This is a genomic window from Mesorhizobium sp. Arg314, from assembly GCF_053714275.1.
Genome location: NZ_JBSKBP010000012.1, coordinates 54,033 through 71,841, shown reverse-complemented (window position 1 = coordinate 71,841; position 17,809 = coordinate 54,033). Strand labels below are relative to the sequence as shown.

Below are 17,809 nucleotides of genomic sequence, written 5' to 3'. Positions count from 1 at the left end.
AGCAGGAAGTCGTGTAACGAAAGGGGAACAGCTATGAAAATGACAAAGAAACTATTCCAGATCGGCACCGCGCTTGGTCTGCTGATGGCGGCTAGCGCGGCGCATGCGGCCAACTGCAAGATCACCGTCGGCCTCGTCATGGAACTGACGGGCCCGGCCGGCGAATACGGCCAGGCCGGCGCGAAGTCGGTCGAGATGGCGTTCCGCGACATCAACGATGCAGGCGGCGTGCGCGGCTGCGATCTCGCGACCGACACACGCGACAGCCAGAGTCAGGGCAACGTTGCGGTCGACGCAGCGACCCAGCTCGTGCAGGTCAAGAAGGTGCCGGCCATCATCGGCGGCATCATATCCTCGGTGTCGATCCCGATCCTGACCTCGGTCACCGGACCGGCCAAGATAGTCCAGGTGTCGCCGGCTTCGTCCTCGCCAACGCTGACGACACTCGGCCGCGACGGCAAGACCAACGGCATCTTCTTCCGCACCATCACCTCGGACGCGCTGCAGGGTGTCGCCGCCGCCAAATACGCCATCGACAAGGGCTTCAAGAAGCTGGCGATCATCCACGTCAACAACGACTTCGGCGTCAACATGGTGGCTGAATTCTCGCGTGCCTACAAAGCCCTCGGCGGCACCATCGTCTCCGACACGCCTTACAACGAGAAGCAGTCGAGCTATGCCTCGGAAGTCACCGCGGCGATGGCCGGCGAGCCGGACGGGCTCTATCTCGTCAGCACGCCCGTCGACGGCGCCACCATCGCCCGCACCTGGATTTCGCAGGGTGGCGTGCAGAAATTCCTGCTCAATGACGGCATGAACAGCCCAGACTTCATCGACTCCGTCGGCGCCGATTACTTGAAGGATGCCTACGGCACGTCCTCCGGCACCAGCCCGACCGCCTCGACCGAATATTTCAACAAGAATTACAAGGCCTTCTCCGGTATCGAGCCGTCGAACCCGGCAGCCGACCGCTCCTACGACGCCGGCGCCATCGTCGGACTTGCGATCGCCCTCGCCGGCTCCGAGGAGCCGGCCAAGATCAGGGACGCGATCTTCAAGGCCGTCGATCCGGCCGGCACGCCGATCTATGCCGGCAAGGAGGAGTTTGCCAAGGCGCTTGGCTTGATCAAGCAGGGCAAGCCGATCCGCTATGAGGGCGTGATCGGCCCGGTGTCCTTCGACAAATACGGCGACATCACTGGTCCGTTCCGGCTGTGGAAGATCGTCGACGGTAAGGTGGCCACCGACGGCGAGATGACGACGGACGACGTTAATGCCCTGCAGGCGAAGCTAAACAAATGAAAGCGTTCGACACGTAGAGCTGGACCCCGGATTGCTGATCCGGGGTCGCGCGGCCGCGGATAAGTAAGTCAGTGTTAAATACCCCATTTCACGCCATCTTGTGTTTCTGGGGTCGTCTGACGGCAGAATTTGAGCCCCGAATGCTACGTTCGGCGCCCATTCCGGCCGTTCACTGTGGAAGCTGAGCACCCTGTGAGCGGACCGGCCGCTTCGCTGGGCTTGCGGCACGTCGCACCGGGATCTAGTGATCGACCGGGAGTCTCACGGCTTTGTTCAGACCAAAAACGAGCCGCCAAGACGATCTGCGCATAAATCGTAGTCGTCTGGTTCAACCGCAGCTAGCCACTGCCGGTCGGTTAAGCTTCTATGACGCGATAGCGGGGCGGCCTCTTTTCTTGGTCGGCTTGGTCATACCGATCCTGCGCCCGGCAGCAGCGTCGCGGCACCGTCTTCGGCGTATGAGCCTGGTGGTGCGCCGGACCATAGCGGAGTGGCATTTGACCATCTCGGCTCAGGCAGGCTTGTGGCGCTGATGCCCTAGGACATGGCGGCCTTCGGGAAGACAGGAGGGGAGAGCGAGCTGTCATGGCGAGAGGCAGAGACGTTACGACCGGTCAAGTTCTACGCCTGACCGCATAGATCACGCGTCGCCAACCAGGGCGAGGATGGGGGTATTGTCCTCGCACTCGTTGAGCGATCAGTCCGGGCTGCTGACCCAGCCAGCCCCCAGCAGCCCGGCGCGTGAGAAAGGCCGCCGCTATCGGATCAACACGCCGCCGCCCGGTCCGATACGGCGGCCTTTCGTATCGAATGGATACATGTCTTGCTTTGTCCAGCGACAACCATTCTTGCATGCCGTATCAAAGTGACGAATTGCTTGCGTATAAATTCGGCCACACGGGGCAAGTTGAGAAGACCGCGATCTTCGAATCAGATTGGCGGCCGGCTAGAGCAATGCGACCGATGCAGCGAAGGCTTTCGGGACATCAAAGAGCCGGGGTTCGGGCGGGCTATGGACGATCTCAATCTGCCGGGATGGGTAATTGAAGATGCGAAAGCGCTGAAAAAGCATCCTGAATTTCAATCAGCCCTTCGGCTTCACGCGGAACTCGTATCCAACAACTTTGAAAAGACCTCTTCGCTCATCCGGATCATGAGTGAAGAGGCGCGCTACGTGATTTGTATCGCGTTGCTGGCGATGCATTACGCGCGGGATCCTCACGATCCAAGTTCGGGTGCTACCCTCACGCGCCTCCAGGCCTTCGCGGTCGAGTTCGGGCTGACAGGACCAAATCGCGTTGCTGCCCTCGTCGCTCTTATGAAGCACGCCGGCTATATCAATCAGGTGCGGGCGCATTCTGATCGGCGCGTAAAGCGTTTTGAACCGACCGAGCGCGGTCTCGCCGTTGCAACCGCCAGCACCTTGGCGACATTGAAGCCGATCCAATTACTCGCCGACGGCCACGATTACATTCAAGTTATGCGAGATGACCCGCAATTTGTAGGCAGGTACTATTCAGAAGGCTTGCGTCTTTACGCGAACGGCGCACGGCTGGTGTCAGCTCTTCCAGAGTGTCATCTCTTTCAGATGCAGAATGCTGGGCGCGAGGTGATGTTCAAGCTTTGGATTGCTCTGACCGACAGGGGGCGGGCAGAGCCGGCTATTGTCTCTTGCGCGTACGGACATCTCGCGCGCTGCTTCTGGGTTTCGCGCGGACACGTCAGACGCATAATTGAGAAAGGGGAGCAGCAGGGATTATTCGCGCTTCATGCCCCAGGCGGGCAGGCAATCGAGATTCTCCCGAGCTTTATCGAATTGTACGAGACGCTGACCGCTCTCGAATTCGCGCTGATGCTACGGGCTGCCCGCCAGGCCAAATCATCGGCAGGACGAGCCGCTCGGGTGTGTTGGTAGCCCGGATAAATACTCCTCGTGCTCCGTTGAGGTTAGCAAGAGAAGATGCCCACCAAAATAGCCATATGCCCATCAAAATGACCATTGGGATATGGCTATCTCCTTCGTAAGAGACTCGCGCCCGTCGCAAAGTCGAAGAGTAAAATTCTCTCAGGCGGGCACGGTAGTTCAAAGTCAAAGCTCGCGATGAACGCTGGCTTGGCACTTTAGGCCGGTAGGCTTGCAAGACGCCTGGAACGCCGGCGGAGCAGCCGTGAACGGGTCGTTTGGGATTTTTTCGGAGATGAGGAGCCGTCATGCAGGAACGGGCGCTGGCCCGCTCGCACCAGTCGGTAGTGAATTTTGAGCTACAGGAAGCCGACAGCCTAGCGGATCTTCTCAACCAGCGCTTCGCGCCTGTGAGGATAGAGCCTTTCAAGTCGAGCGATCGCTTCACGATGTCGGGGACGTATGGCGTCGTCGCTGGCATCGATTTCAGCCGGAGCGCGGTCAAAGGCGAGTTCAAACTGATACCGCAGCGGCACTACGATGGCGTGTTCTTCTTCTTTCCGACCGCCGGCAACACGGTCTTCCACCAGCATCGGGACAGCTTCGCCAGCTCGCCGACCGCAGCAGTCGCGGCCGACGGTATGGCCTGTCGCTCGGTGGATTTTCTGTCCGATCACGCCTTTTGCGGTGTCGTAATCGATCGGCCGTTGCTGACCGGACGATTATCGGTTCTGCTTGATCGTCCCATCGTTGAGAAGCCGATCTTCCAGCCATCTATCGACATGGGCTCCGGAGGCGCCAGCGCGCTGAGGTCATTGGTCCGGTGCATCACCAGCCCTGAATTTGGTCCGCAGCTCAACCGCGCAAGCCTGACCGCCGAGCGGATCCGTGAAGCTCTTGTCGATCTGGTACTCGAAACCTGGCCAAACACCCATTCGGACATACTGCACCGACCACCGCCAATGATCGCGCCCCAGCATGTGAAGCTCGCACTCGATTTCATCCATGCGCATGCCGAGCTGCTTCCGAGCGGGACGGAACTTGCCAATCTCTCGGGCGTCAGCCTTCGATCGCTTCAGGCTGGCTTTCGGCGTTTCGTGGGTGTTTCGATTGGCGCATATCAACGGCAGATCCGGCTGGAGCGCGCGCGGGCCGATTTGTTTCGAAACCCGACGGCCTCCATCGAGATCATTGCTTTGCGTTGGGGGTTCACCAATGCCGGACGGTTCAGTCGGTACTTCAAGGCGGCTTACGGCCTTTTCCCAACAGAACTGCTTCGCCAGAAGCCCTAACTAAATGACCTTGCGAAATCGCCGCCGCGATGCGTCCGCGAAAAATACCGCAGCTTCCCGAGCCTGATGCACCGCAGCTCGTGGAATGATCTCGCTGCTCCTTACCAAATCGTTCTCGTCATGAATGTGATAACGGTCGCGGCCAGTTCGCTTGGCGTAGTATAGAGCCTTGTCGGCGAGTTTCATGGTCTGCTCAAGCGTACGTTCTGAACGATGGCCAGCCACCCCGATACTGATCGTGAGGTCGATGCGGTGGCCGGCAATGACTCTGCCGGAATTCCGCATGGCTTCGCACAGGCCGTCCGCCACGCTGCCCGCATCGTAATCCGTTACCCGCGGCAGAAATGCGCCAAATTCCTCACCGCCGAGCCGTCCCACCAACGCATCGGTCGGCAGGGAAGTTTTGAGGACTTGTGCGAGGCACCTGAGCGCTTCGTCTCCGACGTCGTGTCCGTAGGTGTCGTTGATCGATTTGAAGTGGTCCGCGTCGATCATCAGGAACGACCCGCCGCCGGCCAGCTGTTGGCGTACTTGCCCCAATAGGTAGACTCTGGAAAGCACGGTTGTGAGCGGGTCATAGCGGACGCAATTGTCGAGATGATCTATCGTGATGGTGAGCAGCTTGAGGATGCTAAGGGCGCCGGCAGCGATTGGCGGCGCGATAACCAGCGGAATGATCGTGGCAAGTGCGAGAACGCCCCAATAGGCTTGTGGCGGCAGCCCGGGCATGAAGGCAAGTGCAATAGCTATCGACCCAACGGGAGCCGCGACCGAGATCGACGTGATGATCGCCGATATGACGACTATCTGACGGTTCGATGTGATTCGAAGAAGCGGCGGCTGGATGTCCATGCGTGCAGCGTAGGAACAGCACAGTTACTCGGACGGTTTCCGAAATCATTAGAACTTTAGACAACCCGCATCGGGCAGTGAGTTTGCAGCGCGATTTGTCTGCATGCTGCACGATCCGTCATATCTGCCAGCGAGCGTGCCAAGCCACTCCAGATCCAGGAAACGTTGGCGGCTCAGATCGCCGACGCGATCAACAAGGTGTTGAAGCCGAAGGGCGTCGCCGTGGTGATCGAAGCGGCGCGTAGGTGCATGACGACCCGTGGCATTCGTAAGCCTGGCGTCACCATGGTGGCGCGCCGGTTGATCGGCGCGTTCGAAACGGATGCGGGACTCAAAGCGAGACTTCCTGTCGTCGATCTCGGCATCGCGTGAGACCTTCGGATGACCAGCTTCGCCAACGCCGAACGCCCTGTTCAATTCCGGCCAAGGCTCTCGGTCGAGGCCGTCGAACAAGGGTGCATTCCTTTCACCCAAGTTCAACGCCGTCGATTTGATCCCCGTGGTGGCGACGGATGCCGCATCAGGCGAGGTCCTTGTGATGGGCCAGATGAATGCCGAGGCTTTGCTGCAGACGATCGAGACGGGCGAAGCCCGCTATTGGAGTCGCAGCCGGCAATGCCTGTGGCACAAGGGTGCGACGAGCGGGCTGGTCCAGAAGGTCATACAGATTCGCACCGACGATGATCAGGACGCGATTTGGCCAAGGGTCCAAGTCGAGGGGAGCGCGAGGTGCCACGTCGGCTATCGCTCCTGTTTTATCGGTCCATTCCCGTTGGTCCTGTTGGCGAAACCCCAATCCTTCTTGCCTGCGAAGAGGCAGAGAAGACGTTCGATCCGGTCGCGATTTATGGGGGCTCACCGAATCCGGCGCGGCTCCGGCGGCAACTCCTCCGAAACTTCCTCCGTCTCCTCCGGCCGCCGGCTCAATTGTGGTCCGTGACCGATTGCGGTTCGGCTCTTCCCGGACGGGCAGGACACTTGGCGCAGAGAGAGACTTATCGCGCAGAATTGTGAAGGCGCCATCCCGCTGGTGCGCGCGACGATTGGAAAGCTGACGCGGGGAGGCGCTAGCTGGAGAGGTGCAGCGGCTTGCCTGGCAGGGGCAGAGGCTCCGAGCGGAAACACGTCCATGCCTCAAACGGTTCCAGAGCAAATCGCCTTGCAGCGCCAGGTCAACCGGCGCCAGTTACAGATGATCATCGCGGGCCTCGGCGAGGGCATAATTCTTGTCGATCCAGACGGCAGCATGGTGTGGGCGAACGAAAGCGCGCTTGCCCTTCACAATGTTTCAGAGCTTGCCCAGCTGGGTACTTCGGCAGCCGACTACCGCAGGCGGTTCGAGCTGAAGTACAGGAACAATCACGTGCTGGCCGACAGCCAGTATCCCATCGACCGTCTGCTGGCCGGGGAGGAGTTCCGTGAGGTGGTCGCGGAACTTGGTCGGATGAGCGCAGACGCGACCGAGGATCGCCGGCGTGTTTTGCGGTTCCGGGGCTTCGCTGTCCCGGACGCGAAGGGCAGTCCTGAATCTCATGTCCTGGTAATAGAAGATCTTACACAGCAGACCAGCGCCGACGAGCGCTTCGAACGGACCTTCTCGGCCAATCCCGCGCCAGCAATTATCTGCCGCCTTTCGGACCTGCGTTACGTCAAGGTGAACCCTGGTTTTCTGGCAATGACAGGCTTTTCAAAGGACGACATCGTGGGTCGGTCGGCCTATGAGTTTGACGTCCTGGAGAACGCAGAGAGGAAGGACGCAGCGCTTGCCAGTCTGCGTGAGGGTCGAACCATTCCTCAGATGGAATCCATACTTCGGCTCTCCGATGGGAAATCCAAGGCCGTCATCGTAGCTGGTCAGCCTATCGAGATTTGGGAGGACAAATGCATGCTCTTCACCTTCATGGACATGGATCCTCGAAGGCAGATGGAAGACGCTCTGCGGCAGAGCGAGGAGCGCTTCGCCCGAACCTTCCGATTGACGCCCATTCCCACGATGCTGTCGACGCGCGAGGGACTGCGCATCCTGGATGTCAACGATGCCTTCCAGTCTGTGCTCGGCTTCGAGCCGGAAGAGGTGATTGGGCGGACGGGGGGCGAGCTTGCGATTTGGGCGGACAACGTCTCGCGCAGGCACCTGGAGAAGGCGTTCGAAGCATCGGGGAGCTTCCGTAATTTGGAGCTGCCATTGCGAACCAAGCATGACGAGCTGCTTGACTGCCTCGTCTCCGCCGAAACGGTCAGCATCCATGGCGAGGAGTGTGTGCTCACCGTCATTCAAGACATTACGGAGCGCAAACGTTCGGAAGAGGAACTGATCGCCGCAATTGAGGCCGTTATGCGGGACGCATCTTGGTTCAGCCGCACGGTGATAGAGAAGCTCGCGCATCTGCGCCGCCCGGGGCGAACGGATAAGCCGACGGTGAGCCTGGCGGACTTGACGCCGCGGGAGCTGGAGGTGCTCGGCCTGATGTGTCAAGGGCTGAGCAATATCGATATTGTTAAAAAGCTAGGGGTGACGCAGAATACTGTTCGCAACCACGTCGCCCGGATTTATATGAAGGCCGACGTGCATGACAGGGCGGGTGCGGTTGTCTGGGCCCGCGAGCGCGGATTTACCGGTAACCGCAAGCCCGAGCCCAAGCGGCATCCGCGCCGCTGAATGATACAAGATTACTAGGACGGCTTGGTCCTTGCGTGTCTACGGAATAGTTTGGCAGGGCCGTATGAAGAGGCGGCGAACGCCCAAGGAATAGGCGCACTCACTCTGCCCACCACCTGCCTTCGGCAAGGTTCGCTCATAAGGAGAGAGCCCATGCAATTTGCCGAAGATCTTGAGCATACGCGGCTCGTCGTCTCGCACCGTTACGACGCAGCCCGGATCACCCCGGCACCGGAATTTGATGAAATTGTTCAGCTGGCGAGGGCAGTCTGCGATGCGCCCGTCGCTGCAATCAATTTCGTGGACGAGGAGCATGAATGGATCCAAGCCGTTGCCGGCCTGCCTGAGGATTGTATTGACGATCCGCCCGGGATTTGCACGCGCGTTTTGCCGCCTGACGATATCGTCGTCGTCCGCGACGTCGCCGCGGACGCGCGCTTCAGGAATTTTCTACAAACGCATCCGGACAGTTCCATACGCTTCTATGCCGCCGCGTCCCTTTTGGCGCCTGACGGCGGACATGTCGGTACCCTTTGCATCCTCGATCACCAACCACGTGACTTAACGGCAAAGCAAAAATCCTTGCTTAAAGCGCTCGCTCGCCGGGTGATCAACGAGTTGGAGCTGAGACGATCGCTCGAGGCAGAGCGGCAGGCGCTTCGAGAGGCCGAGAAGCTTCTGGCGGACAAAGATCAGCTATTGGCCCAGAACAAGATGCTGATGCAGGAGGTCGATCACCGGGTGAAGAACTCCCTGCAGCTGGTTTCCAGCCTGCTCATGCTTCAGGCGCGTCGGCTGGGCAACAGCGAAGCCGGCAACGCCCTCGAGGAGGCGCACCGGCGGATCGCGAGCGTGGCAGCCGCACATGATCAGCTCTATCGCGCGTCGGGCAGCGACAGGGTCGATATGGCGGTGTTCCTTGATGGGATTTGCGGAGCGCTCGCCGTCCATCGTCCGGGAAATATTGATGGGATTGAGGTGCGCGCGGACCCTGTCGTCCTCGGTTCAAAGCGCGCCATGAAAACGGGTATGCTCGTCGCCGAGCTGGTGATGAACGGACTGAAGCATGCGTATCCTGACGGTCGTCGCGGAAGCATCAGGGTCGAGCTGAAGGCCGAGGGACCGATCGCGCGCCTCAGTGTGGGCGACGATGGCGTCGGCTTGCCGAGCGACTTCATATTCGAGGGCGGCAAGGGCCTCGGAATGCGCCTCGTTCGGTCGATCGTCGATCAGTTCCAAGGAAAGGTCTCGGTCGATCCGGGGCCAGGCGCCCGGTTTGTCGTCGAGATTCCAAAAGACATCGAGAGCAGCGGATGCGCGTGAACCAAGGAGCAGCGCCCAAGCGCAGCCCCTGCGGAAGCCGAAGCATTTGATCCCGAGCTTCTTCGCCTTGTCGGCGAAATTCTCTTGGATTTCCATGTCCTTGAAGACGATGAGGCCGATCGGCAGGATATCGAGCACCTTCGCGGTGTTCGAGATATTCGCCATTGCGGGCGCTCTCTACCTGGCGACCAATCTCCTGCTGATCACCTTGGTGCGCGTGCTGGAGCGCCACCTCAATCGCCACCGGACACGATAAAGAGATGCTAGTGAAGGCAGTTGCGGGAGCTTCAAATAGCACTACGCAACCCTATCGCCGCCTCTGCGGACGAACATTGGATGCGGTATCGTTCTCGATAGGATCCTCTCGTCGCAACGGACCCATATGGTGCTCCTCGCCGGGGGCCGTCGGTCCCGCGTCCCGCCATTGGCGGCGCTATGCTGACGCTCCTTCGGCTGCATTGTTTTCCAGTCTTACCTCTACGGGCCTTCGGAACTTCAATGCGAACTGCAACTCCCGATAGGCTTCCCTGCAAAAGTAGAATGGCTCCGGAGTCGACATTCAAGGAGGACGTCTCTATATACCGCCTGCCCTTGGCAATGGCTGGGTGCGTTTTGCGATACCCATTGTGATACGAATTCGCTGCCAAAAGAAGAAAAAATAGAGCAAAAACAATAACTAATGTGGCGTAGCGATCCCAGCCAACGGTACCACCATCCTCAACGATCTGAACGTGCACCTTGAACCCCTCCATTCCTTCGGCTCTGCGGACCATGGGCAAGATGTCTTGTCCCACAGGCAAGATGTCTTGCCGGTCGAGGCCGACTCGGCTCGAATGGGGCATGCATCCTTTGCGGGGGTGCGGACGTTCATGGCTACCAACCGGCTTAGCCGCTAGGGAAGAAGCAGTATGAGTGAACATGCGATCGAGTTCTTGCGCGGGTGGATTGGCGAGAAAGTCCAATGCCAGCATTTGCCGATCGAGGTCGACAAGCAGGCCGAGACCCTTGCCAAGGAGTGCTGCGCCAAGGCCGCCGAGGCAGGCATTCTCCTGGAGGACATCCAGGAAGAGGTCGGCGATATCCAGGAACTGATCGCATCGCGCCTCGAGGAAGCCGCCGAAGAGGGCACCGGCGACGCCAAGCCGGACAAGCCCGCGGAATAAATACCCGCCCGCCACAGGCTGGCGGTCATTCTTAGCCGAATTTTTCCTTCAGCCAGGCCTTCGGCAGCGCCGGCACGAAATTTCCGTCGCGCCCCGTCATATCCTCGTTGGCGATCAATGCATTGAGGATCGCCTCCTCGACACCTTGCACGATCGCGTCGAAGAACGGGTCGATGTCGACGTCCGGGACGAATTCCGCGCGGCCGATAGTGCCCGAGGCCCCAAGCGCCGCTTCCGGATTGGCGGTCGAGAACGCCAGAAAGATATCGCCGGAGCTGTGGTAGCCGTACCCGCCGGTCATGGCGATGCCGAGCGGCACGCGCCGCGCCAGCCGCTTCATCTGATGCGGCAGGAAAGGCGCGTCGGTGGCGACGATTGCGATGATCGAACCCTTTTCGGCGAGCGTCGTAGCCTCGCGAATCGTCGGTTCGACCAGCTCGGGACCGACGCGGCGGCCGCGAATGGTGAAATTGTGCCTTTTGCCGAAATTCGCCTGCACGAACACGCCGAGCGTATAACGCCTGTCCTGCCATTCGATGATGCGCGAGGCTGTACCGGATCCGGCCTTGAAGCCGAACGAGATCATGCCGGTGCCCCCGCCGACGCTGCCTTCCTCGATGGCGCCCCCCATTGCCCCGTCAAGCGCTTCGGCGACATGGTCGAAGCCGACATGATGGCCATTGATGTCGTTGAGGAAGCCGTCATAGGTCTCGGCCGCTACCGGCAATCCCCAGGCGCCGTCGAGCGCGGCGGGCAACACCTGGTTCATCCAGCGCAGCGTGCCGTCGCGGGTCACGCCGCAGGAATGCGTGTTGGTGATGGTGATCGGCAGGTTGAAGGCGCCGGTCTCCTCGATGATGTGCGTGCCGGTCAGCTCGCCATTGCCGTTCTGGCTGAACACACCGGCAAATACCGGCGTCGCGAGATCGGCGATCGGCCTTGGCAGGATCGCGGTCACGCCGGTGCGCACCGGACCGTTGCCGACCTGCAGGGGACCGTGGCCTGAAATCAGTGTCGTGTAGCCCACCGACACGCCCGGTACGTCGGTGATGGCGTTGAAGCGGCCAGCCGTGCCATCGAGGGCGACGCCGAAGGCACGCAGGCGCGGCTTGCGCGAAGGCGTGTGAAGGTGCGGGTCGTGGTTGCTCATGCGGTCCTCAGAACAACGAACCCTGACTGCCTGGCTCCTTGGCTTTCGCGGGCGACTTCGCGGCCAGCTTCGGCCGCGCGCCGCCGCTAGTGGCGATGGCCTCGGCGGTGCCATCGGCGAATTCCAGCTGCAGCGACGCCCCCGGCGCCAGCTCCGCGACCCGCTTGATGACGGCGCCGTCGGCGTCCTTGACCAGCGCGAAGCCACGCGCCAGGACTGCCTTATGCGACAGCGTGGATAACAGCCGGTCGGCCTGGGTCAGCGCTGCGCGCAGCCGATCGAGGCGCCGCGCCATCGCCTGATCCTGCCTGTGCGACAGTCCCATCAGCGTGTCGGTCTGCCGCTTCTGGCGCCGGACGATCGGCGCCGGCGACAGTCTTGCCGCCGTGCGTTTGAAGCGCGCGCGCCGTTCGCGCACGATGGCAAAGAACGCGGCCCGCGCCCGGGCAATATCACGGCCGGTCAGCGTGCGCGCTTCGTTGAGTCGCCTCGACAGCGTGGCCGGCGTCAGCCTTTGCCGCTCCAGCGTTGCCCGCTTGCGCTCGATATTCACGGTCAGCCCGCGGCCGAGGCGGCTTGTCGCATCGTCGAAACGGCGGCGCGGCAAGGCCAGCAACTGGTCGGGCGAAGGCAGCGCGCGCGCCGCGGCACGCACCGCCTGGCGCTTGCGCTCCAGATGCCGCGAGACACACGCGTTAAGCCGCGCGCCAAGGCTCGCCAAGGTGGCCTCCAGGTCCGCCCTGACCGGCACGGCTATCTCGGCCGCACCCGTCGGCGTCGGCGCGCGCATGTCGGCGACGAAATCAATGAGCGTCCAGTCGGTCTCGTGCCCGACGGCGGAGATCACGGGGATGCCGGACGTCGCCACCGCCCGCGCCAGCCCTTCGTCGTTGAAGCCCCAGAGGTCTTCGAGGCTGCCGCCGCCGCGCGCCACGATCAGGAGATCGGGCTGGCGGATGGGGCCGTCCGAGGTCAGCGCATTGAAGCCGTTGACGGCTGCCGTCACCTCCCTGGCCGTGGTCTCGCCCTGGACCCTGACCGGCCAGACCAGCACAGTGAGCGGAAACCGGTCCTTGATGCGATGGATGATGTCGCGGATCACCGAGCCGGTCGGCGAGGTGACGACGCCGATGACTTGAGGCATGAATGGCAGCCACCGCTTCCGGCTTGCTTCGAACAGGCCTTCGGCCTGCAGCCGGCGCTTGCGTTCTTCGAGCAGCGCCATCAGCGCGCCGGCGCCCGCGGGCTCCAGATTGTCGATGACGATCTGGTAGTTGGATTTGCCGGGGTAGGTCGTCAGCTTGCCGCTGGCGATGACCTCCATGCCTTCCTCGGGGCGGAACTTCAGCCGCGCCATCGTGGTCTTCCACACCACGGCATCGATCCGCGCGCGGTCGTCCTTCAACGCGAAGTAAGCATGGCCGGACGAATGCGGACCGCGATAGCCGGAAATCTCGCCGCGCACCCGCACATTGCCGAAGGCGTCCTCGACAGTGCGCTTCAACGCGCCGGAAATCTCGCTCACCGTGTATTCGGTGGCGTTGCTGCGTGATTCGGTTGCTGTTTCACTCATCGCCCGATTGGGGAACGCTTATCGGCTCGCGTCAAGCACGGAGAAACCTCGCTAATATTATAACGCGATCTTAAGTCCGATTTGCTTTGACAGGCGGCAGGAGAGCCGGCCAGGGACGCGATGAGCGCACGCCACAACAGCAGCCCGTTGACGCACCAGGTCACGCTGACCGTGCTGACGCTCGCCGCTTTCGCGTTGGCCATGGTCGTCGGCTTCGGCTTCTACGCCGCAGCCCAGGTCGACGATACCTCGCTCGAACGGCAAAAGATATTCATCGCCGATGGCCTGAAGAACCAGGTTGCGGCGGTCCAGCGAGAGCAGGAAAGCGTCACCGTCTGGGATGACTCCGTCACCAACGTGAAAGCTGGCAACCAGGCCTGGATCGAGGAGAACCTCAGCGTCTGGTTCTATACCTACTACGGCCACAACCGGGTCTACATACTTGATGCCGCGGACCGGCCAATCCACGCGATGCAGGAAGGCAAGGTGGTTGATCCGTCTGCCTATGACGCCGACAAGCCGGAGATATTCCCCACCATCGAGAAACTGCGCGGCATGCTCAATCAGCCGCCGAAGCTCGATGCCACCGACCAGCCGGCCAAAATGGTGGCTGAGGATCTGGTGTCGCTCGGCGGCCGGCCGGCTATTCTCAGCGTCATGCCGCTGGTGCCGAGCACGGATCGGCTCAAGCAGGAGCCCGGCAGCGAATATCTGCATGTGTCTGTCGAGTTCATCAACGATGTCGTCATCGGCAAGATCGCCGAAAAATACCTGCTCGACGGCGCCCATCTGCTGCCGTTCTCGGCACCAGTCGGTGCGGCGGCCGTTCCGCTGCTCAATTCTCACGGTGTCATCCTTGGCTATATCGGCTGGGACCAGGAACGGCCTGGTCTAACCTTGGTGCGCAAGACCGCCCCGGCGCTGGCAATCGCGCTGCTTCTGGCGGGAGGCGTCCTGGCCTTCCTGCTGCGGCGGCTTCGGCGTGCCTCGGCCGCGCTGCAGACCAGCCAGGATGAGGCGCAATACCTCGCCTTCCACGATACGCTCACCGGCCTACCCAACCGCGCGCTGTTCGAGGATCGCTTGCGGCGCACGCTGCTGTTCGCCGGCCAGGACGGAACGCGGGTGGCGCTGCTTTACCTCGACATCGATCGCTTCAAGCATATCAACGACACGCTCGGTCATCCGGCCGGCGACGAGCTCGTGCGCCAGACGGCGGCGCGGCTCAAGCATACCATCCGGGAAGTCGATACCGTCGCGCGGCTCGGCGGCGACGAGTTCGCTATCATCCTGCTCGACGTTCCCGACGTCAGAAGCGCTGAAGATATCGCCGAAAGGCTGCTCTTGAAGCTGCGTGAGCCGTTCAGGCTGATCGACGACCAGGTCTTCGTCAGCGCCAGCATCGGCATCGCGCTGTCGTCCGGATCGGACACCGACGCGGATGACCTGCTGCGAAAGTCCGACATCGCCCTTTACGAGGCGAAGAAGAACGGCCGCGGCCGTTACCAGGTGTTCGCCGGTGACATGGACGATCTTTTGTTGCGTAAGCGCAAGGTCGAGGCGGAACTCCGCAAGGCGCTGGATGGCGACGGCGGCATAAAGCTCGCCTATCAGCCTGTCTTCGCGGTGGACGGCCGCAGGATCCTCGGCGCTGAGGCGCTGATCCGCTGGGGTCATGAGGTGCATGGCGCGCTGCCCGCCGGGCAATTCATCGCCATCGCCGAAGAACGCGGGCTGATCGGCGAGCTCGGCAAATGGGCGCTGACCGAAGCCTGCCGCTTCGCGGTCACGACCGAACTGCCCTGGATCGCCGTCAACATCTCGCCCATGCAGTTGCGCGACGCCGGCTTTGCCGAGCAGGTCGCATCGGTCCTGAGCGAAACCGGGCTGGATCCGGCCCGGCTGCAGCTGGAGACCACCGAGAGCGTGCTGCTGGAGCACAATGACACGATTGCTTCTGTTATCGCGGCCTTGCGTCAATCCGGCATCCGCATCGTTCTCGACGATTTCGGCACCGGCTATTCGTCGCTGAGCTATCTGCGCCGCCAGTCGATCGACAAGCTGAAGATCGACCGCTCCTTCGTGCGCCTGCTCGACGAGGATAGAAGTGCCGCCGCGGTCGTCAAGGCGCTGATCGAGTTGGCGCTGGCGCTGAAGGTCGAGGTCACCGCAGAAGGCGTCGAGACCAACGAGCAGAAGAACTTGCTGGTCGGCATGGGATGCGACCAGCTGCAGGGCTATCTGCTGTCGCCGCCGCTGGAGCCCGGCCAATTGCTTGCACTGCCGGGTGTTTCGTCCGCCAACCAGGAACGTTCCGCCGCTCGCGCCTAGAGCGTTTCACCGCTTCACGGAAACGGCGAACCGCTCTATCTCTTTGTTTTGACGCAATTCCGAACGGAAGGCTACGGCGAAGTCGCCGAGCCTAACCGCTCGACACTTTTCCTGGAATTGCCCCGGCCTACCATCCAGGCATGATCTGGTTTGCCTTGACCCGCTTCATCTTGGCGAAGGCGAGTGCGGCAAAGTCGAAGCTTCCCGCCTCTTCGCTGATCGGCACCGAGATATTGTCGAGGCTCTCCGCGATGTGACGGGCGAGCGCGTCGACGATCTCCGGCTGCGAGGTCTGGCCGCGCATGATGCCAATGCGGCAGTCCGGCAACTGGCCGAAGCCGTCGGCTTCGCCAAGCACGCGCATGCCGGGCCGAAGCGCGCATTCCGGCAGCACCGAGACAGCCAGGCCCGAAAGCACGGCCGCGGTGATGACGGTAGCCGAAAAGCTCGAAAACAGGATGCGGTAGTCGCGCTTTTGCCGGTCGAGCACGTCGACCGCGGCGCGGCGCCAGATGCAGTTCGGCCGGCCGAAAGCCATCGGCAGGATTTCCTGCTCATGCGTGGCGTGGTTGGCGGAGGTCACCCACAGCAGCGGCTCGCGCCGCACGACTTCCGACTGGCCGCGCGTGTCGTTGTGCGTCACCAGCGCCAGGTCGAGATTGCCGCGCTTGATGTGCTCGACCAGCCCCGGCGTCGGTTCGCACACGACGGTCAGCTCGACGCGCGGGTTGGAGCGCGAGAAGCGCGCCATGATCTCGGGCAGGAAGCGGTCGGCATAGTCGTCCGGCGTGCCGATGCGGATCGTGCCTTCGAGCCGCTGGTCGTCGAAGGCGGCCAAGGTCTCGCGGTTGAGGTAGATCAGCCGCCGCGCATAGGAAAGCAGTCGGTCGCCTTCCTCGGTCAGCTTGTTGGTGCGGCCGTCCTTCTCGAACAGCGGCTTGCCGATCCGCTCTTCCAGCCGCCGCATCTGCATCGACACCGCCGACTGCGTGCGGTGCACCTCTTCGGCCGCGCGGGTGAAGCTGCCGGTGTCGGCAATCGAGATGAAGGTCTGCAACTGATCGAGGTCGAGCGGCGCTTTCATCGGTCCAACCTATCATTGATGTTGATGCTACAGATTAAAAACATTCGTTGGATTAATCAATCGCGCGATGGCAAATTGCCACCGTCCACATGAAAGCAGTGCATGTCGCCCAAAAGTGGTCCCCGGTTTTGGGGACAACGGCATGCATCACGTCAATGAATGGAAACCGGAACGGCGCTTCTCCCAAGGCGCCGGTTGCATGGTTTCGTCCGCTCGACTCCCGAAGGAGAAACTGACATGACCACGATCGAATTCGCCTCCCAGACCTCGCGCATCACCACGCGTCCGGCCGTTGCGACGCTTGTGGTCAATGCTCTCGCCAACAGCTACCGCGCCTGGAAAAACCGGCGCGCCTTCTATCGCCTTGGCGAGATGTCGGATGCCGAACTGGCCGATATCGGCCTGACCCGGGCCGATCTCCATGTCGCCATCGACGTGCCCTTCGGCCGCGATCCGACGGCGAAGCTTCGCGTCATTGCCAGCGAGCGCGCCGACACGATCGAGGATCTCGCCCGCAAGGTTGGCTGAGGACTTCAGCTTTTCGGTCGCCGTGAACCTTTGCCAGGCTCGGCGCGACCAAGCTTCATGCAGGCTCCCACACTCCCTGCCGGTTCCCCGCCGGCCTGCCTGCACATTGCCCGGTTCTGCTTCAGGACCGGGCATTTTTTTGTAGGCTGCGCCTTTCTTTAGGCCGCTTCAGCGGATCAGGCGAAAGCCAATTTTCTCGACGGTCTTGGCACCGATCGGCCAAGCTCATGTGCCGCCTCTATCCAAGCTGCGATGGCATCTTGAACGTTCGCAATGGCCTCCTCAGGGGTTTCTCCATCACTCATGCAACCGGGAAGGTCAGGAACATAAGCGGAGAACCCGCCACCGTCCTCAATCGAGAGTGGTGCGATGACGACAGGATATTCAAGCTTGTCCGTCATGCTTATTTGCCTCGTCGATAAATGCCACGAGTTTTCGAATATATACGGGTTTGATTGGGCGTTTGAAAGGCACCGTCAAAATGTCAGCCATCGCTGAATGGTAGATCTTGTAATGCGATCCGCCCGATCTTGGCGGCACGCATTGAATTCCGGCCTCGTCACAAACCGCCTTAACATCTCTTATCGACCAGTCGCCGCGAGGGTTGCGACGCATTTGTTCGAGTCTCTTGCTCACGGAAGGTCGCTCC

At 61.4% G+C, this 17,809-nt stretch carries 17 protein-coding genes; 11 read left to right on the top strand and 6 right to left on the bottom strand.

From position 1 onward, the window contains the following. Positions 1–39: 39 nt before the first annotated feature. The 3 genes from ACWGS9_RS15180 to ACWGS9_RS15170 all read left to right on the top strand — a co-directional run bounded on the left by ACWGS9_RS15180 (position 40) and on the right by ACWGS9_RS15170 (position 4,497). Entirely contained in the window at positions 40–1,302 is a 1,263-nt protein-coding gene (locus tag ACWGS9_RS15180) for an ABC transporter substrate-binding protein (RefSeq protein ID WP_454506021.1), read from the top strand. A 1,012-nt stretch (positions 1,303–2,314) separates the two neighbouring features. After that, on the top strand, positions 2,315–3,217 hold the full coding sequence (locus ACWGS9_RS15175; protein WP_454506020.1) for a hypothetical protein: 903 nt from the start codon (positions 2,315–2,317) through the stop codon (positions 3,215–3,217). A 296-nt stretch (positions 3,218–3,513) separates the two neighbouring features. After that, on the top strand, positions 3,514–4,497 hold the full coding sequence (locus tag ACWGS9_RS15170) for an AraC family transcriptional regulator (RefSeq protein ID WP_454506019.1): 984 nt from the start codon (positions 3,514–3,516) through the stop codon (positions 4,495–4,497). On the opposite strand, the gene ACWGS9_RS15165 is transcribed toward ACWGS9_RS15170, so the two are convergent. Further along, positions 4,498–5,349 (bottom strand): GGDEF domain-containing protein, encoded by an 852-nt coding sequence (locus ACWGS9_RS15165; protein WP_454506018.1) that lies wholly within the window; start codon positions 5,347–5,349, stop codon positions 4,498–4,500. It lies immediately after the preceding gene. A gap of 165 nt (positions 5,350–5,514) precedes the next feature. On the opposite strand from ACWGS9_RS15165, the gene ACWGS9_RS15160 reads away from it, so the two are divergent. The 6 genes from ACWGS9_RS15160 to ACWGS9_RS15135 all read left to right on the top strand — a co-directional run bounded on the left by ACWGS9_RS15160 (position 5,515) and on the right by ACWGS9_RS15135 (position 10,494). Further along, entirely contained in the window at positions 5,515–5,721 is a 207-nt protein-coding gene (locus ACWGS9_RS15160) for a GTP cyclohydrolase I (protein ID WP_454506017.1), read from the top strand. Between the two features lie 127 nt (positions 5,722–5,848). Then, entirely contained in the window at positions 5,849–6,289 is a 441-nt protein-coding gene (locus ACWGS9_RS15155; protein WP_454506016.1) for a phosphoribosyl-AMP cyclohydrolase, read from the top strand. Positions 6,290–6,478: 189 nt separating this feature from the next. After that, entirely contained in the window at positions 6,479–8,008 is a 1,530-nt protein-coding gene (locus ACWGS9_RS15150) for a helix-turn-helix transcriptional regulator (RefSeq protein WP_454506015.1), read from the top strand. A gap of 153 nt (positions 8,009–8,161) precedes the next feature. Then, positions 8,162–9,331: a sensor histidine kinase gene (locus ACWGS9_RS15145; RefSeq protein ID WP_454506014.1), complete on the top strand. Its 1,170-nt coding sequence runs from the start codon at positions 8,162–8,164 to the stop codon at positions 9,329–9,331. A 94-nt stretch (positions 9,332–9,425) separates the two neighbouring features. Further along, positions 9,426–9,587 carry a hypothetical protein gene (locus ACWGS9_RS15140; protein WP_454506013.1) on the top strand — a complete coding sequence of 54 codons (162 nt, stop codon included), beginning with the start codon at positions 9,426–9,428 and terminating at the stop codon, positions 9,585–9,587. A gap of 652 nt (positions 9,588–10,239) precedes the next feature. Beyond that, complete coding sequence (locus ACWGS9_RS15135; protein WP_454506012.1) at positions 10,240–10,494, top strand: hypothetical protein; 255 nt, start codon at positions 10,240–10,242, stop codon at positions 10,492–10,494. Positions 10,495–10,525: 31 nt separating this feature from the next. On the opposite strand, the gene ACWGS9_RS15130 is transcribed toward ACWGS9_RS15135, so the two are convergent. Continuing rightward, on the bottom strand, positions 10,526–11,644 hold the full coding sequence (locus ACWGS9_RS15130) for a DmpA family aminopeptidase (RefSeq protein ID WP_454506011.1): 1,119 nt from the start codon (positions 11,642–11,644) through the stop codon (positions 10,526–10,528). Positions 11,645–11,651: 7 nt separating this feature from the next. Further along, positions 11,652–13,217, bottom strand: coding sequence for an exodeoxyribonuclease VII large subunit (gene xseA, locus ACWGS9_RS15125; RefSeq protein WP_454506010.1), 1,566 nt, complete (start codon positions 13,215–13,217; stop codon positions 11,652–11,654). A gap of 120 nt (positions 13,218–13,337) precedes the next feature. Between xseA and ACWGS9_RS15120 the strand changes: the two genes are divergently transcribed. Next, the gene (locus ACWGS9_RS15120; RefSeq protein WP_454506009.1) at positions 13,338–15,548 is read left to right on the top strand and encodes a bifunctional diguanylate cyclase/phosphodiesterase; all 2,211 of its coding nucleotides are present in this window, start codon (positions 13,338–13,340) and stop codon (positions 15,546–15,548) included. A gap of 127 nt (positions 15,549–15,675) precedes the next feature. Here the strand turns inward: ACWGS9_RS15120 and ACWGS9_RS15115 are convergent, their stop codons facing one another. Beyond that, complete coding sequence (locus ACWGS9_RS15115; protein WP_320308044.1) at positions 15,676–16,632, bottom strand: LysR substrate-binding domain-containing protein; 957 nt, start codon at positions 16,630–16,632, stop codon at positions 15,676–15,678. A gap of 237 nt (positions 16,633–16,869) precedes the next feature. Between ACWGS9_RS15115 and ACWGS9_RS15110 the strand changes: the two genes are divergently transcribed. Then, positions 16,870–17,160 (top strand): DUF1127 domain-containing protein, encoded by a 291-nt coding sequence (locus ACWGS9_RS15110; protein WP_454506008.1) that lies wholly within the window; start codon positions 16,870–16,872, stop codon positions 17,158–17,160. Between the two features lie 176 nt (positions 17,161–17,336). On the opposite strand, the gene ACWGS9_RS15105 is transcribed toward ACWGS9_RS15110, so the two are convergent. Together ACWGS9_RS15105 and ACWGS9_RS15100 are read right to left on the bottom strand one after the other, a co-directional pair. After that, complete coding sequence (locus ACWGS9_RS15105; protein WP_095819825.1) at positions 17,337–17,561, bottom strand: type II toxin-antitoxin system HicB family antitoxin; 225 nt, start codon at positions 17,559–17,561, stop codon at positions 17,337–17,339. Further along, positions 17,545–17,796, bottom strand: coding sequence for a type II toxin-antitoxin system HicA family toxin (locus tag ACWGS9_RS15100; protein WP_454506007.1), 252 nt, complete (start codon positions 17,794–17,796; stop codon positions 17,545–17,547). The genes ACWGS9_RS15105 and ACWGS9_RS15100 overlap by 17 nt, the downstream gene beginning before the upstream one ends. Positions 17,797–17,809: the final 13 nt, after the last annotated feature.

Bases quoted from the DNA above. Each gene is read 5' to 3' on its own strand.
- ACWGS9_RS15180 (WP_454506021.1), top strand. From the start codon at position 40: ATGACAAAGAAACTATTCCAGATCGGCACCGCGCTTGGTCTGCTGATG.
- ACWGS9_RS15175 (WP_454506020.1), top strand. From the start codon at position 2,315: ATGGACGATCTCAATCTGCCGGGATGGGTAATTGAAGATGCGAAAGCG.
- ACWGS9_RS15170 (WP_454506019.1), top strand. From the start codon at position 3,514: ATGCAGGAACGGGCGCTGGCCCGCTCGCACCAGTCGGTAGTGAATTTT.
- ACWGS9_RS15165 (WP_454506018.1), bottom strand. From the start codon at position 5,349: ATGGACATCCAGCCGCCGCTTCTTCGAATCACATCGAACCGTCAGATA.
- ACWGS9_RS15150 (WP_454506015.1), top strand. From the start codon at position 6,479: ATGCCTCAAACGGTTCCAGAGCAAATCGCCTTGCAGCGCCAGGTCAAC.
- ACWGS9_RS15145 (WP_454506014.1), top strand. From the start codon at position 8,162: ATGCAATTTGCCGAAGATCTTGAGCATACGCGGCTCGTCGTCTCGCAC.
- ACWGS9_RS15140 (WP_454506013.1), top strand. From the start codon at position 9,426: ATGTCCTTGAAGACGATGAGGCCGATCGGCAGGATATCGAGCACCTTC.
- ACWGS9_RS15135 (WP_454506012.1), top strand. From the start codon at position 10,240: ATGAGTGAACATGCGATCGAGTTCTTGCGCGGGTGGATTGGCGAGAAA.
- ACWGS9_RS15130 (WP_454506011.1), bottom strand. From the start codon at position 11,644: ATGAGCAACCACGACCCGCACCTTCACACGCCTTCGCGCAAGCCGCGC.
- xseA (WP_454506010.1), bottom strand. From the start codon at position 13,217: ATGAGTGAAACAGCAACCGAATCACGCAGCAACGCCACCGAATACACG.
- ACWGS9_RS15120 (WP_454506009.1), top strand. From the start codon at position 13,338: ATGAGCGCACGCCACAACAGCAGCCCGTTGACGCACCAGGTCACGCTG.
- ACWGS9_RS15115 (WP_320308044.1), bottom strand. From the start codon at position 16,632: ATGAAAGCGCCGCTCGACCTCGATCAGTTGCAGACCTTCATCTCGATT.
- ACWGS9_RS15110 (WP_454506008.1), top strand. From the start codon at position 16,870: ATGACCACGATCGAATTCGCCTCCCAGACCTCGCGCATCACCACGCGT.
- ACWGS9_RS15105 (WP_095819825.1), bottom strand. From the start codon at position 17,561: ATGACGGACAAGCTTGAATATCCTGTCGTCATCGCACCACTCTCGATT.